The organism is Paenibacillus sp. UNC496MF (assembly GCF_900113915.1).
Classification (GTDB): Bacteria; Bacillota; Bacilli; order Paenibacillales; family Paenibacillaceae; genus Paenibacillus_Z; species Paenibacillus_Z artemisiicola.
Window position 1 is genome coordinate 1 of sequence record NZ_FORE01000008.1, and the last position, 15,353, is coordinate 15,353.

Annotated in this window: 15 protein-coding genes, 16 tRNA genes and 1 rRNA gene; 29 read left to right on the forward strand and 3 right to left on the reverse strand. The window is 61.8% G+C overall.

The features are described from left to right. From BMZ79_RS13895 to BMZ79_RS14015, 25 genes are all read left to right on the forward strand, one after another. A 23S ribosomal RNA gene (locus BMZ79_RS13895) occupies positions 1–285 on the forward strand; the annotation flags it as partial. Positions 286–368: 83 nt separating this feature from the next. Next, positions 369–444: transfer RNA gene (locus tag BMZ79_RS13900), tRNA-Asn, on the forward strand. Between the two features lie 5 nt (positions 445–449). After that, positions 450–540: transfer RNA gene (locus BMZ79_RS13905), tRNA-Ser, on the forward strand. A 5-nt stretch (positions 541–545) separates the two neighbouring features. Then, positions 546–620, forward strand: a tRNA-Glu gene (locus BMZ79_RS13910). Positions 621–696: 76 nt separating this feature from the next. Continuing rightward, a tRNA-Val gene (locus BMZ79_RS13915) sits at positions 697–772 on the forward strand. 21 nt (positions 773–793) lie between these two features. Then, positions 794–870, forward strand: a tRNA-Met gene (locus BMZ79_RS13920). 40 nt (positions 871–910) lie between these two features. Further along, positions 911–987: transfer RNA gene (locus tag BMZ79_RS13925), tRNA-Asp, on the forward strand. Between the two features lie 14 nt (positions 988–1,001). Further along, positions 1,002–1,077: transfer RNA gene (locus BMZ79_RS13930), tRNA-Phe, on the forward strand. Between the two features lie 34 nt (positions 1,078–1,111). Continuing rightward, positions 1,112–1,187: transfer RNA gene (locus tag BMZ79_RS13935), tRNA-Thr, on the forward strand. Positions 1,188–1,192: 5 nt separating this feature from the next. After that, a tRNA-Tyr gene (locus tag BMZ79_RS13940) sits at positions 1,193–1,277 on the forward strand. An 11-nt stretch (positions 1,278–1,288) separates the two neighbouring features. Further along, positions 1,289–1,362: transfer RNA gene (locus BMZ79_RS13945), tRNA-Trp, on the forward strand. 17 nt (positions 1,363–1,379) lie between these two features. Next, positions 1,380–1,455, forward strand: a tRNA-His gene (locus BMZ79_RS13950). 24 nt (positions 1,456–1,479) lie between these two features. Beyond that, a tRNA-Gln gene (locus BMZ79_RS13955) sits at positions 1,480–1,554 on the forward strand. Between the two features lie 6 nt (positions 1,555–1,560). Then, a tRNA-Gly gene (locus tag BMZ79_RS13960) sits at positions 1,561–1,635 on the forward strand. Between the two features lie 9 nt (positions 1,636–1,644). Beyond that, positions 1,645–1,718 (forward strand) — tRNA-Cys (locus BMZ79_RS13965). A 16-nt stretch (positions 1,719–1,734) separates the two neighbouring features. Continuing rightward, positions 1,735–1,811 (forward strand) — tRNA-Arg (locus BMZ79_RS13970). Positions 1,812–1,818: 7 nt separating this feature from the next. After that, positions 1,819–1,900 (forward strand) — tRNA-Leu (locus BMZ79_RS13975). 188 nt (positions 1,901–2,088) lie between these two features. Next, the gene (locus tag BMZ79_RS13980) at positions 2,089–2,496 is read left to right on the forward strand and encodes a hypothetical protein (protein WP_143088952.1); all 408 of its coding nucleotides are present in this window, start codon (positions 2,089–2,091) and stop codon (positions 2,494–2,496) included. After that, the gene (locus BMZ79_RS13985; protein WP_143088953.1) at positions 2,474–3,211 is read left to right on the forward strand and encodes a M48 family metallopeptidase; all 738 of its coding nucleotides are present in this window, start codon (positions 2,474–2,476) and stop codon (positions 3,209–3,211) included. The genes BMZ79_RS13980 and BMZ79_RS13985 overlap by 23 nt, the downstream gene beginning before the upstream one ends. 319 nt (positions 3,212–3,530) lie before the next feature. Next, positions 3,531–3,821 carry a LiaF transmembrane domain-containing protein gene (locus BMZ79_RS13990; RefSeq protein WP_090641049.1) on the forward strand — a complete coding sequence of 97 codons (291 nt, stop codon included), beginning with the start codon at positions 3,531–3,533 and terminating at the stop codon, positions 3,819–3,821. Between the two features lie 51 nt (positions 3,822–3,872). Continuing rightward, positions 3,873–4,571, forward strand: a complete 699-nt coding sequence (locus BMZ79_RS13995; RefSeq protein ID WP_090641052.1) for a PspA/IM30 family protein — start codon at positions 3,873–3,875, stop codon at positions 4,569–4,571. Continuing rightward, on the forward strand, positions 4,568–5,062 hold the full coding sequence (locus tag BMZ79_RS14000; RefSeq protein WP_090641054.1) for a PspC domain-containing protein: 495 nt from the start codon (positions 4,568–4,570) through the stop codon (positions 5,060–5,062). Before BMZ79_RS13995 ends, BMZ79_RS14000 begins: the two co-directional genes overlap by 4 nt. A 2-nt stretch (positions 5,063–5,064) precedes the next feature. Further along, a complete protein-coding gene (locus BMZ79_RS14005) occupies positions 5,065–5,751 on the forward strand; it encodes a PspA/IM30 family protein (RefSeq protein WP_090641057.1) in 687 nt (228 codons plus the stop codon). Between the two features lie 105 nt (positions 5,752–5,856). After that, positions 5,857–7,002: a sensor histidine kinase gene (locus BMZ79_RS14010; RefSeq protein ID WP_256252735.1), complete on the forward strand. Its 1,146-nt coding sequence runs from the start codon at positions 5,857–5,859 to the stop codon at positions 7,000–7,002. Then, positions 6,959–7,636, forward strand: coding sequence for a response regulator (locus tag BMZ79_RS14015; RefSeq protein ID WP_090641059.1), 678 nt, complete (start codon positions 6,959–6,961; stop codon positions 7,634–7,636). The genes BMZ79_RS14010 and BMZ79_RS14015 overlap by 44 nt, the downstream gene beginning before the upstream one ends. Positions 7,637–7,779: 143 nt before the next feature. On the opposite strand, the gene mobB is transcribed toward BMZ79_RS14015, so the two are convergent. After that, positions 7,780–8,319 (reverse strand): molybdopterin-guanine dinucleotide biosynthesis protein B, encoded by a 540-nt coding sequence (gene mobB / locus BMZ79_RS14020; protein ID WP_090641061.1) that lies wholly within the window; start codon positions 8,317–8,319, stop codon positions 7,780–7,782. A gap of 392 nt (positions 8,320–8,711) precedes the next feature. On the opposite strand from mobB, the gene glp reads away from it, so the two are divergent. Then, positions 8,712–10,040, forward strand: coding sequence for a molybdopterin molybdotransferase MoeA (gene glp, locus BMZ79_RS14025; RefSeq protein WP_090641063.1), 1,329 nt, complete (start codon positions 8,712–8,714; stop codon positions 10,038–10,040). A gap of 2 nt (positions 10,041–10,042) precedes the next feature. Here the strand turns inward: glp and BMZ79_RS14030 are convergent, their stop codons facing one another. Beyond that, positions 10,043–11,383, reverse strand: coding sequence for a hypothetical protein (locus tag BMZ79_RS14030; protein ID WP_143088954.1), 1,341 nt, complete (start codon positions 11,381–11,383; stop codon positions 10,043–10,045). A 258-nt stretch (positions 11,384–11,641) separates the two neighbouring features. Next, entirely contained in the window at positions 11,642–12,055 is a 414-nt protein-coding gene (locus BMZ79_RS14035; protein WP_090641067.1) for a hypothetical protein, read from the reverse strand. Between the two features lie 118 nt (positions 12,056–12,173). On the opposite strand from BMZ79_RS14035, the gene BMZ79_RS14040 reads away from it, so the two are divergent. The 3 genes from BMZ79_RS14040 to BMZ79_RS14050 all read left to right on the forward strand — a co-directional run bounded on the left by BMZ79_RS14040 (position 12,174) and on the right by BMZ79_RS14050 (position 15,346). Next, a complete protein-coding gene (locus tag BMZ79_RS14040) occupies positions 12,174–12,986 on the forward strand; it encodes a YwmB family TATA-box binding protein (RefSeq protein WP_090641069.1) in 813 nt (270 codons plus the stop codon). 137 nt (positions 12,987–13,123) lie between these two features. Continuing rightward, on the forward strand, positions 13,124–14,671 hold the full coding sequence (zwf, locus tag BMZ79_RS14045) for a glucose-6-phosphate dehydrogenase (protein WP_256252737.1): 1,548 nt from the start codon (positions 13,124–13,126) through the stop codon (positions 14,669–14,671). A 45-nt stretch (positions 14,672–14,716) separates the two neighbouring features. Then, on the forward strand, positions 14,717–15,346 hold the full coding sequence (locus BMZ79_RS14050; RefSeq protein WP_090641073.1) for a cyclase family protein: 630 nt from the start codon (positions 14,717–14,719) through the stop codon (positions 15,344–15,346). Positions 15,347–15,353 lie beyond the last annotated feature (7 nt).

The window sequence follows — 15,353 nt, forward strand, 5'->3', positions numbered from 1 at the left end:
GTCCCTATCTGTCGTGGGCGCAGGAAATTTGAGAGGAGCTGTCCTTAGTACGAGAGGACCGGGATGGACGCACCGCTGGTGTACCAGTTGTTCCGCCAGGAGCACCGCTGGGTAGCCAAGTGCGGACGGGATAAGCGCTGAAAGCATCTAAGCGTGAAGCCCCCCTCAAGATGAGATTTCCCAATTTAGTAAGACCCCTTGAAGACGACGAGGTAGATAGGTTCGAGGTGGAAGCGCAGCAATGCGTGGAGCTGACGAATACTAATCGGTCGAGGGCTTATCCAAGGTACATCGCTTCAGCTAAGCAAGACCTTCGCAAAGGTTCGTATCCAGTTTTCAGGGTGGCAAATACCTGAATTGAATATTGTTCCCTGATAGCTCAGTTGGTAGAGCACTCGACTGTTAATCGAGTTGTCACAGGTTCGAGTCCTGTTCGGGGAGCCATTAATGGAGAGCTGTCCGAGTGGTCGAAGGAGCACGATTGGAAATCGTGTATACGTTAACCGCGTATCGAGGGTTCGAATCCCTCGCTCTCCGCCAGATAAGGCCCGTTGGTCAAGGGGTTAAGACACCTCCCTTTCACGGAGGTAACAGGGGTTCGAATCCCCTACGGGTCACCATTTTCTCCAAAATTATTCAAAAAGACTTGCATTGAGCATGACTGATAAGCTATAGTATTACTTGTCGCTCAAATGCGGAGGCTTAGCTCAGCTGGGAGAGCATCTGCCTTACAAGCAGAGGGTCGGGGGTTCGATCCCCTCAGCCTCCACCATAATAGTAACATTAATAATGACGCGGGGTGGAGCAGCTCGGTAGCTCGTCGGGCTCATAACCCGAAGGCCGCAGGTTCAAATCCTGCCCCCGCAACCAATTTACCTTCGGTTCACTACCGAGGACTAGCCTATAATGTGGAGCCGTGGTGTAGAGGCCTAACATGCCTGCCTGTCACGCAGGAGACCGCGGGTTCGAATCCCGTCGGCTCCGCCATTATAACCATGTCAGGCTCGGTAGCTCAGTTGGTAGAGCAGAGGACTGAAAATCCTCGTGTCGGCGGTTCGATTCCGTCCCGAGCCACCATTCAGACAAGCTATGAATGAACGACGCATCAATTGCCGGTGTAGCTCAATTGGTAGAGCAACTGACTTGTAATCAGTAGGTTGGGGGTTCAAGTCCTCTCGCCGGCACCATTCTTGGAGGATTAGCGAAGTGGCCAAACGCGGGAGACTGTAAATCTCTTCCTTCCAGGTTCGGTGGTTCGAATCCATCATCCTCCACCACTTAATTATTTAGGGGCATAGTTTAAAGGTAGAACAGCGGTCTCCAAAACCGTTAGTGTGGGTTCAATTCCTGCTGCCCCTGCCAATTTCATAAGTTGTATGGCGATCGTGGCGAAGGGGTTAACGCACCGGTTTGTGGATCCGGCATTCGTGGGTTCAAGTCCCATCGGTCGCCCCATTTCAACTTAAAATTCATAAATGTTGGGGATTAGCCAAGCGGTAAGGCAACGGACTTTGACTCCGTCATGCCTAGGTTCGAATCCTAGATCCCCAGCCATTTTATGCGGAAGTGGCTCAGCGGTAGAGCATCGCCTTGCCAAGGCGAGGGTCGCGGGTTCGATTCCCGTCTTCCGCTCCATTTTTATGTGGCGCCATAGCCAAGTGGTAAGGCAGAGCTCTGCAAAAGCTTTACCCCCAGTTCGAGTCTGGGTGGCGCCTCCACCATTTTTTTTATTTTGTGCCCTTAGCTCAGCTGGATAGAGCGTTTGACTACGAATCAAAAGGTCAGGAGTTCGAATCTCTTAGGGCACGCCATCAATAAGCCGGTGTGGCGGAATGGCAGACGCGCGCGACTCAAAATCGTGAGGGAAACCGTGGAGGTTCGAGTCCTCTCACCGGCACCAACTTGTGAAACCAAAACGCTTTAAAATAAACGTTGATCGGTCTATGCCGGTCAACGTTTTTGTTTTATCTTTAGATGGCTGCGTGCGACAGGCTTTACTGACCCTTCATAAGATGTTGCTATTCGGCGCTTTCCTTTTCTTGTAAAATGAAGAGGAACTCGATAATATCGTCAAGGGAGCGCGCGTAGGTGCAAGCAGAAGCGACTGCAAGTCAAACCGATGAAACATATCAAGCCTGCCCGTCATGCAGCAGGCGCATCCCGGCGCATGTGCACTATCGATCCTGGTGCGAATGCGGATGGAATTTGGAGCCGTCAGACCAGGACGCGTCCCAAGGTCGTATTGAGGCGACGTACCTCAAGCTTGGCCAGCGTATGGGCAAGAAATTGCTGCAAGACATGATACAGGATTCGGATGCGCAGGAGAAGTTATTTAGAGACAGGCTGCTGACGAATCTGTTCGCGGGGCTCGTCCATGCCGTGACGGCGGCTTTATTCATTGGCTGTTGGTACTTGATCGTCAAGTGCATTCAGGGTATTACTTCTTTTATTTGCTCGCTGCGGTGGTGGCGGCTTGATCCTGGACCATCGGTTTAATGCTTCGTATGCGCAAGCGGGCTGGCGCATGAAGCGCTACATAACGCTCGGGTTGCCGTTGTTTGGGATTTTGGATTGTGAAGAAAGGATCGCCCTGATCGGGCATGAGATCGCGCACGGGGTCAATCGCGATGCGCGTCGCTCTTTCTTCACGTTATCCGCTTACCGTACGCTGATTCGATGGCATGACCTATTGCATCCTCAAGATTCGTTAATCTTGGAACGAAACTGGGCGGTATTCCTTTCAAAAAACGTACTTAAGCTGCTATCCTACATTCCGCTGTACATGGCCGTCGGTTTCATTCACCTTTATTATTACGAATCGCAGCGAGCAGAATATTTGGCGGATGCGTTGAGCGCGGAGATGAGCGGCACCGAAGCGATGATGCGTCTTAATGACAAGCTGTACGGCGAACTGACGTTCAGTATGGCGCTGCAGCGGCATGTGCTTAATGGGCAGCAAGGCAGCTTTTTCGATGCCTATAAAGCGATTGCGCTAGCGATGCCTGAACGCGAACGAGAACGAATTCGCCGAGTGGAGCTGCTGGAAGGCTCCAGACTCGATTATACGCATCCCCCGGGCGCCTACCGGATTCAGTTTCTGCAGCGGCATTATCGGCCGTCGGCTAAAGTCGTCCTAACCGACGAGCGGCCGGAACGGATCGAGGCCGAGCTCAAAAAAGCGGAGCCTCGGATCGAAGCGAGGATGATTTAGGATTTTCAGGCATCGCTCTACTAAGCCTTCATAACCTCTGCCTGTGAAACGGATCGTCTCACGGGCTTTTTTTATAGGATTTGCAAAGGGCGGCCAGCCTATGCGAAACAGCGGACCTGGCGGGTTTCTCGAGTCGTAGACGCGTTCGGTCTAAGTGTCTGCGAGCACCCCGCCTGAGGTCTAGGGTCAAATACCGTCGCGGGTCCGTTTTGGGAAATCCGAAAAGAACCTAAAATAAGGACATAAGCAAGAAACGAAACATCCGCAAGGCCAAAACGTAAAGCAAGTAAAAGCGAAAAACGAAAGGCGGTGACAAAACATGGGGAAAAATGCACTGGGCGCATTCCTGGTCGTCATTGGCGGTTTGATGGTGATGAAGTTTCTCGGCATTCACCTGGGCTGGATCGTCGGCCTGCTGATGCCGTTCATCCTGATCGGCCTCGGCGTGGTCGGCGTTCGCAACAACAGCAAGGTGATCGGTTCGATCCTGATCGTCGTCGGCGGTCTGATGCTGCTGCCGAAGCTCTTCGGCCTGCTCTCGCTGCTGATCGCGATCGGCTTGATCGTGTGGGGCGTGGCAATGTTCAAAAATCGCGAGAAACGCGTCTAGGCAATCGGCACTAATCGTCATTGAACGTTCGGAACGAAGGAGGATCAGGCAATGAGCATTATGCGGAGAGTAAGGGACATGACGGTCGCGACGCTGAACGAGCGGTTGGAGAAAGCCGAAGATCCCGTCAAGCTGATCGACCAGTTTCTCTGGTCGACGCGGGAAGAGATCATTCAGGCCGAGAAGCTGTATCAGCAAGTGAACGGCCACGGCAATCATTTGAAGGCCCAGTGGCTGCAAGCGGAGCAATTGAAGGAGAAACGCGAGCAGCAAGCGATCATCGCCCTTAAAGCGGGCGAAGAGCACGTCGCCCGCATCGCGCTGATGGAGAAAGCATCGAGCGAAGAGCGCGCCGCGCAATACGGGGAACTTTACGAGCAAGCGGCGCAGAACGTCAGAGAGCTGGAAGAGCAGCTCCGGGAGCTGCGCAGCGAATATCAGAGCGTGTACGACAAGCGGGAGTATTTCGCGGCACGGATGGAGTCGCTCCGTCTGCAGCAGCGGCTGAATGAACGCTATGCGCAGGGCGGCGTGTTCAACAACGCGCCGGGTCAGCAGTCGGCCGGCATCTTCCGTCGGCTCGACGACCGCCTGAACGATATGGAACTCGAAGCGCGCAGTCTGCGCGACCTCCGCAAAGCCGGACAGGAATGGGTGAGCGGAGCAGGACAAACGCTGCAATCCAGCATTGAACGCGAAATGGAGCAATTGAAGCGGAAACTGCAGCAGGAAGGATGGAAATCGCAATGAAGAAGCTGTATCGATCGCGACGCGACAAGAAGCTGTTCGGCCTCTGCGGCGGGCTCGCCGAGATGCTGAACGTGGATGCGACGCTCGTTCGGATTCTCCTGATCGTCGTCACGGTCTTTACGAGCGGCGCATTGATTCTGGTATACGTTTTGGCCGGTCTGGTCGTACCGAAAAATCCTTACGATTTCGGCGGCGGATACGGTCCCGGCCCCGGCGGATTCGGCGGCGGCTGGAACAACAACCATCACAACGGCCATTTCGGCGGCAATCACTTCGGCGGGCACAACAATTACGGCCAACAAGGCAGCACGTACGGCAATTCGTACGACGGCGCATCCGGACCGAGCTGGCAAAAGCCGCCCGCTCAAACGCAGGCGACCCCGCCTTCCAATATCGATGCCATGATGGAAGACCTGGAGAAACGCGCATTGAAGAAGGAAATCGAAGAGCTCCGCGCAAAACTGGCTAAACACGAGAAGGGAGATGTTTAACAATGAGTATTTTCAAACGGATGAAAGACATGACGAAAGCGTCCATTCACGAACTGCTCGATAAAATGGAAGATCCGGTCGTCATGTTGAACCAATACCTGCGCGACATGGAGGCCGAGATCCACGCGGCGGAACTGACGGTCGCGAAGCAAATGGCCAACGAGCGCCGCATGCTGCAGCGGTTGGAAGAGGCGACGAGAGGCGGCGCGGACCGCGAGGCGAAAGCCGAGACGGCGCTTCGTTCGGGACAGGAAGAGCTGGCGCGCAAGCTGCTGGAAGAGAAGCTTTTCTTCGACCAGAAGACGGTCGAATTCACGGAGCTGCACGCGAATGCCAAAGCGCAAGCCGAAGAACTGATGGGTCAGCTGCACGGCATGAAAGACGAGTACTACCAGCTCCGCAACAAGCGCAACGAGCTCGCCGCCCGCGCCCAAATGGCGAAGGCGAAGAAGCAAATGGCGCAAGTCACCGCGGTGCACACGATCGAAAGCGGCAACGCGTCGCGCGGCTTCGGCCGGATGGAAGAGAAGATCATGCAAATGGAAGCGGAAGCGGACGTCATGCGCGTGCCTTACAACTCCTACAACCGCCCGGCATCGGCGGCACCGGTCGATCCTTCGAAGCAACTGAAGGTGGAAGAGCAGCTGCAGGCGCTCAAAAACCGGCTGAACCCGCCGTCCGCCGAATAACGCGGGCACGAATACGTCCATGCGATATGCCTTGGTCGATGCGCTTCACCGGCATCGGCCACTGGCATGTTTTCGCGCGTTCATACATAGGGAGGAGGAACGGCCATGAGCGAACGAACGCCCGAACCGGAACGCGGAGAGGCGCAAGAACAGAACGATATGCTCACCGCGCCCGTCAAGCGGAGCGAAACGCCGGTCGGATTTCGGGGCCAAGGGCCGGATCCGCGAATCCCGGCTGAAGCGAAACGCAAAAACGCGGCGGAAACCGTGCTTTGGCTGTTCGTGATTTTGGGCATAAGCGTGCTGGTGCTCCAGGGCACCGGATACGTGAAGCTGTTCGCGCTGCAAAGCAAGGCGGCCTTGATCGGATTATCGGTCATCGCGGCTGCGCTCGTGCTCGCGGCGGTGTATAGTTATCTACAGGGGATGAAGCTCCGCGCGGCGCTGAAACGGCTGGCCGAGCAGCAGCGGCGCAAACGCCAGCGCGTGACGCTCCCGGCGGAAGTCAGCGAAGACGATGCCGAAGAAACGCTGTCCGCGGAAGACGAGGCGTGGACGGAGCAAGTCCGGTTCACGGCGGTCATCGAAGAGCGGCAGCGTCTCGCGCGCGAGCTGCACGATGCCGTCAGCCAGCAGCTGTTCGCCATCTCCATGACGGCGACGGCGGTCAGCCGCACGCTCGAGAAGGACTGGGAACGCGCCAAGCGGCAGGTCCAGCTCATCGAGGAGATGGCGTCCGTGGCGCAGTCGGAAATGCGCGCGCTGCTGCTGCATCTGCGGCCGGTCCACCTGGACGGCAAGCATCTCAGCCAAGCGCTGCACGGACTCGTGGACGAGCTGAAGCAGAAGGTACCGATGGCGATTACGCTGGAGGCCGACGTGGCCGTGAAGCTCGGGGCGGAAGCGGAGGATCATTTGTTCCGGATCGCCCAAGAGGCGCTGTCCAACTCGCTGCGGCATTCCAAAGCGGACCAGCTGAACATTTATTTGCAACAAGCGGGGGCGTACGTGCGGTTGACGGTGCAGGACAACGGCGTCGGGTTCCACGCCGAGGAGAAGAAGCAGACGTCGTACGGCTTGCTCACGATGGAAGAGCGGGTAAACGAACTGGGCGGCTCCATGAAGCTCATCACGTCGCCGGGCAACGGAGTCGTCATCGATATTTGGGTGCCGTCGGCAGCACCGGATGGAGGAGGAATTTCACCGAATGGAAGCGATCGAACGAATGGACAGCATCGAGCAGCCTATTAAGGTCTTGTTGGTCGACGATCACGAAATGGTGCGGATCGGTCTGGCGGCCGTGCTGAATACGGAGGAAGGCATCGAAGTCGTCGGGGAAGCAAGCAACGGCCAAGAGGGCATTCGCCTCGCGCAGGCGTACCGGCCGGACGTCGTGCTGATGGATCTCGTCATGGAAGGCATGGACGGCGTAGAGACGACCCGGCGGCTGCTGGAGCTGTATCCGGACTGCAAAGTCATCGTGCTCACCAGCTACCTGGACGACGGGAAAATGTATCCGGTCATCGAGGCGGGCGCGTTCAGCTACCTGCTGAAAACGTCGCGCGCGAACGAAATCGCCGAAGCGATCCGCGCCGCGTCCCGCGGGCAATCCGTGCTGGAGTCGCAGGTGGCGGCGAAGATGATGAACCGGTTCCGCCAGCCGAAGCCGGACAACGCGAAGCCGCTGCACGACCAGCTGACCGAGCGCGAAATGGACGTGCTCAAGTGCGTGGGCCGCGGCTTGTCCAACCAGGAAATCGCGGATGAGCTGTACATCGGCATCAAGACGGTCAAGTTCCACGTGACGAATATTTTCGCGAAACTGGGCGTGGAAGACCGGACGCAGGCGGCGATTTACGCGCACAAGCACGGATTGGCGGAGTAAGGAAGGCTGCGGGTTGCGGCAAAAGCAGGCGGTGGTAAAGCGCATGGGGTTGCGGCGATAGCAGGCTGCAACCGAGAGATCGCGCGGCAGGAAAGGGCCCGAAAGGAGCGCACGGACGAACGTGAGCTGTTTTCGGGCCCTTTTTAGCGTTCGCGGGCAGGGATTCGCGCGAAGACGGCTTGCGCGATGGCGTCGTCCTCCGCGAGGTCGTAGACGGGGACGGCGATCGCCGGCTTCAGGGCGGCGGCTTCCGGCCAGACGACGGCCAGCAGCGAGTTCGCGAGCCTGAGCAGCTCCCTGTCCTCCGGCGATCGCAGCAGGATAAGCTTGGGATGCTCGGCCTGCTTGAAGCCTTCGACCAGCACGACGTCCAAATGCCGCATATGCGCGAGGAGCACGGACAGCGGTTCGGGGCCTTTGCTGAGGATCGCGCTGCCGGACGAGGAACTGATCGCGGTCATGTCGGCGCCGGCGGCCTGATGCTCCCACGTGTCCGTGCCCGGCCGGTCCATGTCGAAGTCGTGGGCGTCGTGCTTGACGGTGCCGACGCGATAGCCCGCATGCTTGAGGCGGGCGACAAGCTTGGCGGTCAGCGTTGTTTTGCCGCTGTTCTTGTATCCGACGAGCTGGAGCACGAACGGGATGCGGTCCGCCGGCGTCCGGTCGGGAAAACGGTCGAGCATGCGCGGCTCTCCTTTCTAGAACGATGAGACTGGCCGGTTTGCGGGAAGGTTGATAAAGCGTATCCACGGCCCGGCCGGATTCTGCTACAATGATAAGAACATGATAAGCACCCGTGACGATCGTGTAAAGGACCGGGCCGAAGTCGAGGGATGAGCCGCGTTCGGAACGGCTCGAGAGCCGGCACGGGCAGGGAATGACGGAAACGAAAAAGTCGGATGGACGCAGGGCGTGTTGCGTTCGGAACGGCTCGAGAGCCGGCACGGGCAGGGAATGACGGAAACGAAAAAGTCGGACGGTCGGATGGACGCAGGGCGTGACGCGTTCGGATCGTCGGCGGTATGGGAAGCGAATGAACGAAAATCGTCGGGCGGATGGACGCAGCGGAGGTCGCATGAACGAGAGGCAGGAGGAGGCGCGGTTTCGCAGGCGCGCCGTGAAAGTAGACGACGCGATGGAGATGGTCATCGCGGCGGCCGTCCCGGGGCGGCGGGAAAACGTGCCGCTGTGGGAGGCCGGGGGCCGGCGGCTGGCGGAGTCGGCGGCCGCGACGACGGACTGGCCGCCTTTCGCGCGGGCCGGACTGGACGGATTCGCCGTCCGCAGCGCGGATACGGCGCTAGCGTCGCCGGGCTCGCCGGCGACGCTGCGCGTCGTCGCCGCCGTCGCCGCCGGCGAGCTCGCCTCGGCGGAGGTGGCGCCGGGCACGGCCGTCCGCATCATGACGGGCGGCGCGGTGCCCTCGGGGGCGGACGCCGTCGTCATGCTGGAGCAGACGGCGGACGCCCGCCTGGACGGGCAAGCGGCGGTGCGGGTGAAGAGCGCCGCCCGGCCCGGCCAGAACGTCGCGCCGCGGGGCGAGGAGTTCCGCCGCGGAAGCGTGTTTGCGGGGCCGGGCGAGCTGCTGCGGCCGGGCCATGTGGCGCTGCTCGGCACGTTCGGCTATGCCGGCGTGCCGGTGTACGCGCGGCCGCGCGTCGCGGTGCTCGCGACCGGCGCGGAGCTGCTGCCCGTGGAGGCGCCGCTTGCGCCGGGGCGCATCCGCGACAGCAACAGCGCGATGGTCGCCGCGCTGATCGGGCAAAGCGGCGGCGTGCCGGTCATGCTCGGCCGCGTGCCGGACGAGCATGAGGCGGCGGCGCGGGCCGTCGCGGACGCGCTGGCGCGGTGCGACATGCTGATCACGACCGGCGGCGTGTCGGTCGGGGATTACGACGTCATGGCGACGCTGCTTCGCGGCATCGGGATCGGGGAGGCGGCGGCTGACGGAGAAGCGCGGCAGCCTCAGCTGTCGCCGCAGCTGCCGCCGGATAGCCGGCTGCTGTTCAACAAAGCCGCGATGCGCCCGGGCGCGCCGACGTCGGCCGCGATTGTCTCCGGCAAGCTGCTCCTCGCCTTGTCGGGCAATCCCGGCGCCTGCTTCGTCGGCTTCGAGCTGTTCGCGCGGCCCGCGATCGCCCGCCTGCAAGGGGCATCGCCGGAGCAGGCGCGGCCGAAGCAGGCGACGGCCAGGCTCGTCGGCGGCTTCGCGAAAGGAAGCCCGCACGAGCGATTCGTGCGGGCGCGACTCTACGCCAAGAACGGCGTGCTGTACGCCGACCCGCTCGCGTTCGGCAAATCGAGCATGCTGGCGTCCCTTCCCTCCGCCGACGGGCTGATCCGCCTGAAACCGGGCGCTTCGGGTGCCGCGGAAGGCGAGATCGTCGACGTCATCCTGCTGTGACGCTACAGCGCGGCATCGACGCGAAAGCCGCTTAACCCCGACGGCGTCCGCGGCGCGGCGTCGGCGCCATATTGGGCAAAGGCTAGAAACAAGCCGCCGTTCAGATCGAGCAGCGCGTCGAGCGGCCGACACCGCCACCCGTCGATCTCGTCCGCCAGCGCGGCGGCGAAACCGCCCGGCCCGGCGATGCGCCGCAGGCTCTCCGCCATCTCCGAGGCGCCGAACGCCGCGCGCAGCTCGGCTTCGTCCACCCGCCACGCGCCGGCGGACGAGCGCCGGAATCCGGCTGCTCCGGCGCCGGCCTGCGCCAGGGCGTCATCGATCCGCCGCATCGGCTCCGGACGAAGGGCGCCGCCGGCGCGGACGTGCAGCTCGCGCAGCGCGTTGGCGCCGGCGGCCACCCGGCGCAGCCGTTCCGCCAGCGGCGCGAGGTCGCGCTCGACCCGGACGTCGACGCGGGAGCCGAAGACCGCCGCCTGCTCGAGGTCCAGGACGGCGCCCAGGCGCGGCAGCGGCACCGCATTGGAGCCCGAGACCGTCGCGGCGCCGCCGTCGATCGCATAGACGGCATCGGAAGCGGGCCGCGCGATCCGGCCGATGCCGAGCGCGTTGACGAGGCTGCTTCCCGGCTCGTCCGACGGTTCGAACGCGTTCGCCGTTCCGGTCGCCGAAGCGGCCAGCGCCAGGCGGACGAAGCCGTCCAGCGGAGCTTCCTGCACGGCGGACGCGACGCCTGTGTCTGCGGCATGGACGGCATCGCGCAAGCGCAGGATGACGTCCGCGTTCGTATCGCCGAGCAGGACCTCGATCGTTAACGGGGCATCCTCCTGGACCCCCCCGCGGCGGATGCGCAGGCCATGCTGGCCGGGACGGACCACGGAAGGCGCGTCCGCGACAAGGTCGAACCCCAGGTTCAACTGGGGCCGCGCGACGGAATGGATGCGCACCTCGAAGCGGCCGGTCGCCGCGCCGGGCTCGGCCCGGCCGACGGCCGCGCCTTCCGCGGCGACGATCCGCCGCGAATCCGGCCGCGGCGGAAACCGCTGCGTCAGCGCCTCAAGCGCCGCGCGGAGCTCCCCGGCTTCGCGCAGCCACGCGGCGGCATGCTCGGCGGCCGCGCGCAGCGCCGCGCCGGCGCCGCGCGGCAAAGAAGCCGGCAAGTCCAAGAGACCGGCCGGCTTTACGCGTTTGACCGACGCGGCACGGCCCCCTTCTTTTCCGCGGTAAGGATAGCCTTCCTCCCATGCATGCGGATACATCGCGTATCGTTCCAACGGATAAATCGGCTCGTCATTCGGGCGAACGGCCTCGCTGACGGGCGAAACGGCGTAAGGCATGACCACGGACATCGCCTCCGGCTAAGGATTGTGCTATGCTAAACATAGCAGATTACACGGCAATAACACTAGACGCATACGAGAATTTTCTCCTCAGCTACGAGATCGATTCGAGCCGTTCCGCATAAGCCTCCCGGCTTGACCGCATGATCCATATTGTTTCAAGACGCATGTCCCCAACACAGGCGCGAGCGGAAACGGACAAGCCATCCCCGTGCGAATGCCCGAGTCCGCGGCGGCAGGCTCGGGCGGCGCGAGGGTCGTTTAGATGAGCAGGAACAGGAAGGCGAGCGCGGCCAAATCGAACGCGAGCACATCGCCGCCGAAACCAAAGCCTCCGTACCAGTCGCCGTAGTAGCCGTATGGGTCGTAAGGGTAATAGGCCTGCGTCTGCGCTGCGCCCGTCGTCTTGGATTCGGCAGCCGCGGCGGCTTTCCCCTTTTTCTGCTTCTTGCTCTTTTGATTCGTCACCTTGCCTTTGTGGAGTCCCGAGGTCGCCTGTCCGCCGAGGCTGCCTTGGCCGTCGGCAGTCGCGGGACGCTCGTTCAGCACGATGCGCCCTTCGTGGCAGCGGCTCAGGATGCCGTAATGGCGCTGTCCTTCGTTCGTCACTACGCAGACGGGCATACCGCAAAAGCGTTTGATGTTCTCCTCGTGAAGCGGATAAATTTGTTCCATCGCTTAGTTGACACCTCCCCTAAGTAGACCTGTGACAGTGTATTCACCCAGAGGCGGTTGCGTATGGATATTTACCCAAATCGCCCCGCAAAGAACGGGCGCAAGGAGTGAATCACCGATGGCAGAAGGGTCCATGACGCCGGTCCCCATCCGGAAAACGAAGCGCGGGCGGCGCCCGCAAATCGGCGTGCTTGCCGCGCTTCTCGTGCTCGCCGCTGCCGCCGCGTGGGCGATCCTGCGGGGAAACGGCGGCGGCGGCGGCGCGTCCGCCGGGCCGCTGCGCGCGGATTTCGAAACGGTGTGGCGCTGGAGCGACGCGGCATACGCCGGCGGCGCGGGCGGCGCCGCATGGTCGTTTCGCTGGGACGGGGCTGCGGACCTCAAGGCGGCGAACGACTTCGCCTCGGCGCTGGGCTTCAAGCTGAGCGGCCGCTTGAACGCGGACGGGGGGCCGGTCGACGTCGTGGCGTCCGATCCCCACTACAAGCTGACGCTGTGGGTGCGCTCGCAGCCGGCGAAGGACGGAGCGCGCCAGGGCGAACCCCGGTATGACGTGGTGCTGCTGCTGGATGCGGCGGGGCAAACGGAACGGAGCGTCATCAGCGCGGGGCTCGCCAAAGTGGAGAAGGCGATGCGGGCAGCGTCGGACTTGAAGCTGCGCGGCGGGTTCACCGTCAAGGGCCGGCCCGCGGCGGAGGGAGCGGGCGCGCGCGTCGCGAAAGCGGCGGAAGCCGAGGAAACGGAAGCCTACGACGACGGGAATACCAGCAGCTTGACGTACTACAGCGGGGCGCTCGGAAGCCGGGTGCTCAGCGGTTCGAAGCCCGTGAACCTGCAGATCGCGGAGTCGCGCGGCACGCCGCGGACGGGGGCGGAATTAATTATCGGCGTTCCGCTCATAACCGGGGATTATACGATGCAAGCTAAGTGAGCGCTCCCCAAGGGGCACGGGGGTTTTTCGCCCGGGACGAATAGCTTCTCCAAGCCCGTTATGCTACACTACATTAAAACGACGCGTGTCAGCGGTGCCAAAAAAATACATAGAAAGAATTGAGGGACATGACCGACGTGAGCAAACACGATTCCATCGCCGCCGAAGGTGCGGTATATTATTTGTTCGGCGCGACCGGCGACCTGGCGCGCCGCAAGCTGTTTCCCGCGCTGTTCAGCCTGTATAAGGAAGGCAAGCTGGCCGAAGACTTCGCCGTCGTCGGCCTTGCCCGCCGTCCGCGCACGAACGAGCAGTTCCGCGCGGACCTGCTGGAGTCGATCGGCGAATTTTGCCGGTACAAAGCGGACGATTCGCAGCAGTGGGAGCGATTCGCCTCGCATTTCGTTTACATGTCGCTGGACATCAACAACGTCGACGGCTTCCGCGAGCTGGCCCGCCTGACGGCGGATCTGGACGCCAAGTTCGACATTCCGGGCAACCGCCTGTTCTATTTGGCGCTCGCGCCCGAGCTGTTCGGACCGGTGTCGTTCAACCTGCGCGACGGCGGCATGCTGGAGTCCAAGGGCTGGAACCGGCTCGTCATCGAGAAGCCGTTCGGCTACGACCTGGAATCGGCGCGCAAGCTGAACGCGCAGCTGAGCCAGGTGTTCAAGGAAGAGGAGATCTACCGGATCGACCATTATCTGGGCAAGGAAATGGTGCAGAACATCCAGGTGCTGCGATTCGCCAACGCCTTCTTCGAGCCGCTCTGGAACAACCAGCATATCGCCAACGTGCAGATCACGCTGTCCGAGACGGTCGGCGTCGAGGAGCGCGGCGGCTATTACGACAAGTCCGGCGCCCTGCGCGACATGGTGCAGAACCATATGATGCAGATGCTGGCGATGATCGCCATGGAGCCGCCGAGCCGGCTGCATCCGGAGGATCTCCGCGACGAGAAGGTCAAGGCGCTTCGCTCGCTGCGTCCGTTCGCATCGGCGGAGGAAGTGAAGGCGAACGTCATCCGCGGCCAGTACGCCGGCGGCGAGCTGAACGGCAAGCCGCTCAGCGGTTACCGCGAGGAGGATTCCGTGAATCCGCAGTCGGAGACCGAGACGTATTTCGCGGCGCGCGTCCACCTGGACAATTTCCGCTGGGCGGGCGTGCCGTTCTACATCCGGACGGGCAAGCGGCTCCCGGTCAAGACGACCGAGGTCGTCGTCGAGTTCAAAAACGTGCCGGACAACATCCTGTTCGCGCAGCGTCACGACCTGGCGCCGAACCTGCTGGTCATCCGCGTGAATCCGATGGAAGGCATCTACATTAAAATCAACGCGAAGAAGCCCGGCGTCGACAACGTCGTGCAGCCGGTATCGATGGAATTCTGCCAAAGCTGCATGATCGGCATCAACACGCCGGAAGCGTACGAACGCCTGCTTCACGACGCGGGACGCGGGGAATCGACGTACTTCACCCGTTGGGACGAGGTGGCGGAGGCTTGGGCGTTCGTGGACCGCATCGCCGAAGCGTGGCGCGGCAACAGCCCGGCGCTCGAATTGTATCCCGCGGGCTCGTGGGGACCGGCGCGCGTCGAGCAGCTGCTGGCCGAGGACGGCTTCCATTGGTGGCCGGTCAACGGACAGGCGGAGGATAACGTCATCTGGATCTCCGGCGGGCCGAAATGAACCGGCCGTCGTCTTGCGCGGCGATGAGCCCCGGAGGATGCGGCGATGTTTAGGATTTACGATATCTCGATGACGATCGAGCCGGCGATGCCGGTGTACAAAAACAAAGAATCGAAAATGCCGAAGATCACGAACGTAGCCTGCCACGAAGGCGGCGAGGCCGTCTATCAATCCCGGCTGGATCTGGACGCGCACGCCGGCACGCACGTGGATGCGCCGCTGCATATGCTGAAGGACGGCGACGCGATCGAGACGATCGGCCTGGAGCCGCTCGTGGGCATGGCCCGCGTGGCGGACCTGACGCATTGCGCGGAAGCCGTCACGCGGGACGACCTGGAGCCGCTCGGGCTGCAGCGCAACGATTGGGTGCTGATGAAGACGCGTAATTCTTATGCGGACGCGTTCGAGCCGGACTTCGCGTACTTGCGGGAGGACGGAGCGCAGTACCTGATCGAGCTCGGCGTCCGCGGCATCGGCACGGACGCGCTGGGCATCGAGCGGGGCCAAATCGGGTATCCGACGCACCGCGCGCTGTTCCGCAACAACATCGTGGTCGTGGAAGGCTTGCGCCTGAGGGACGTCGCGACCGGCAGCTACTTCATGGTCGTCGCGCCGCTCAAGCTGGCCGGCGTCGAAGCGGCGCCGGCGCGGGGGTTTCTGATCGGCGGCATTTAAAGGGACG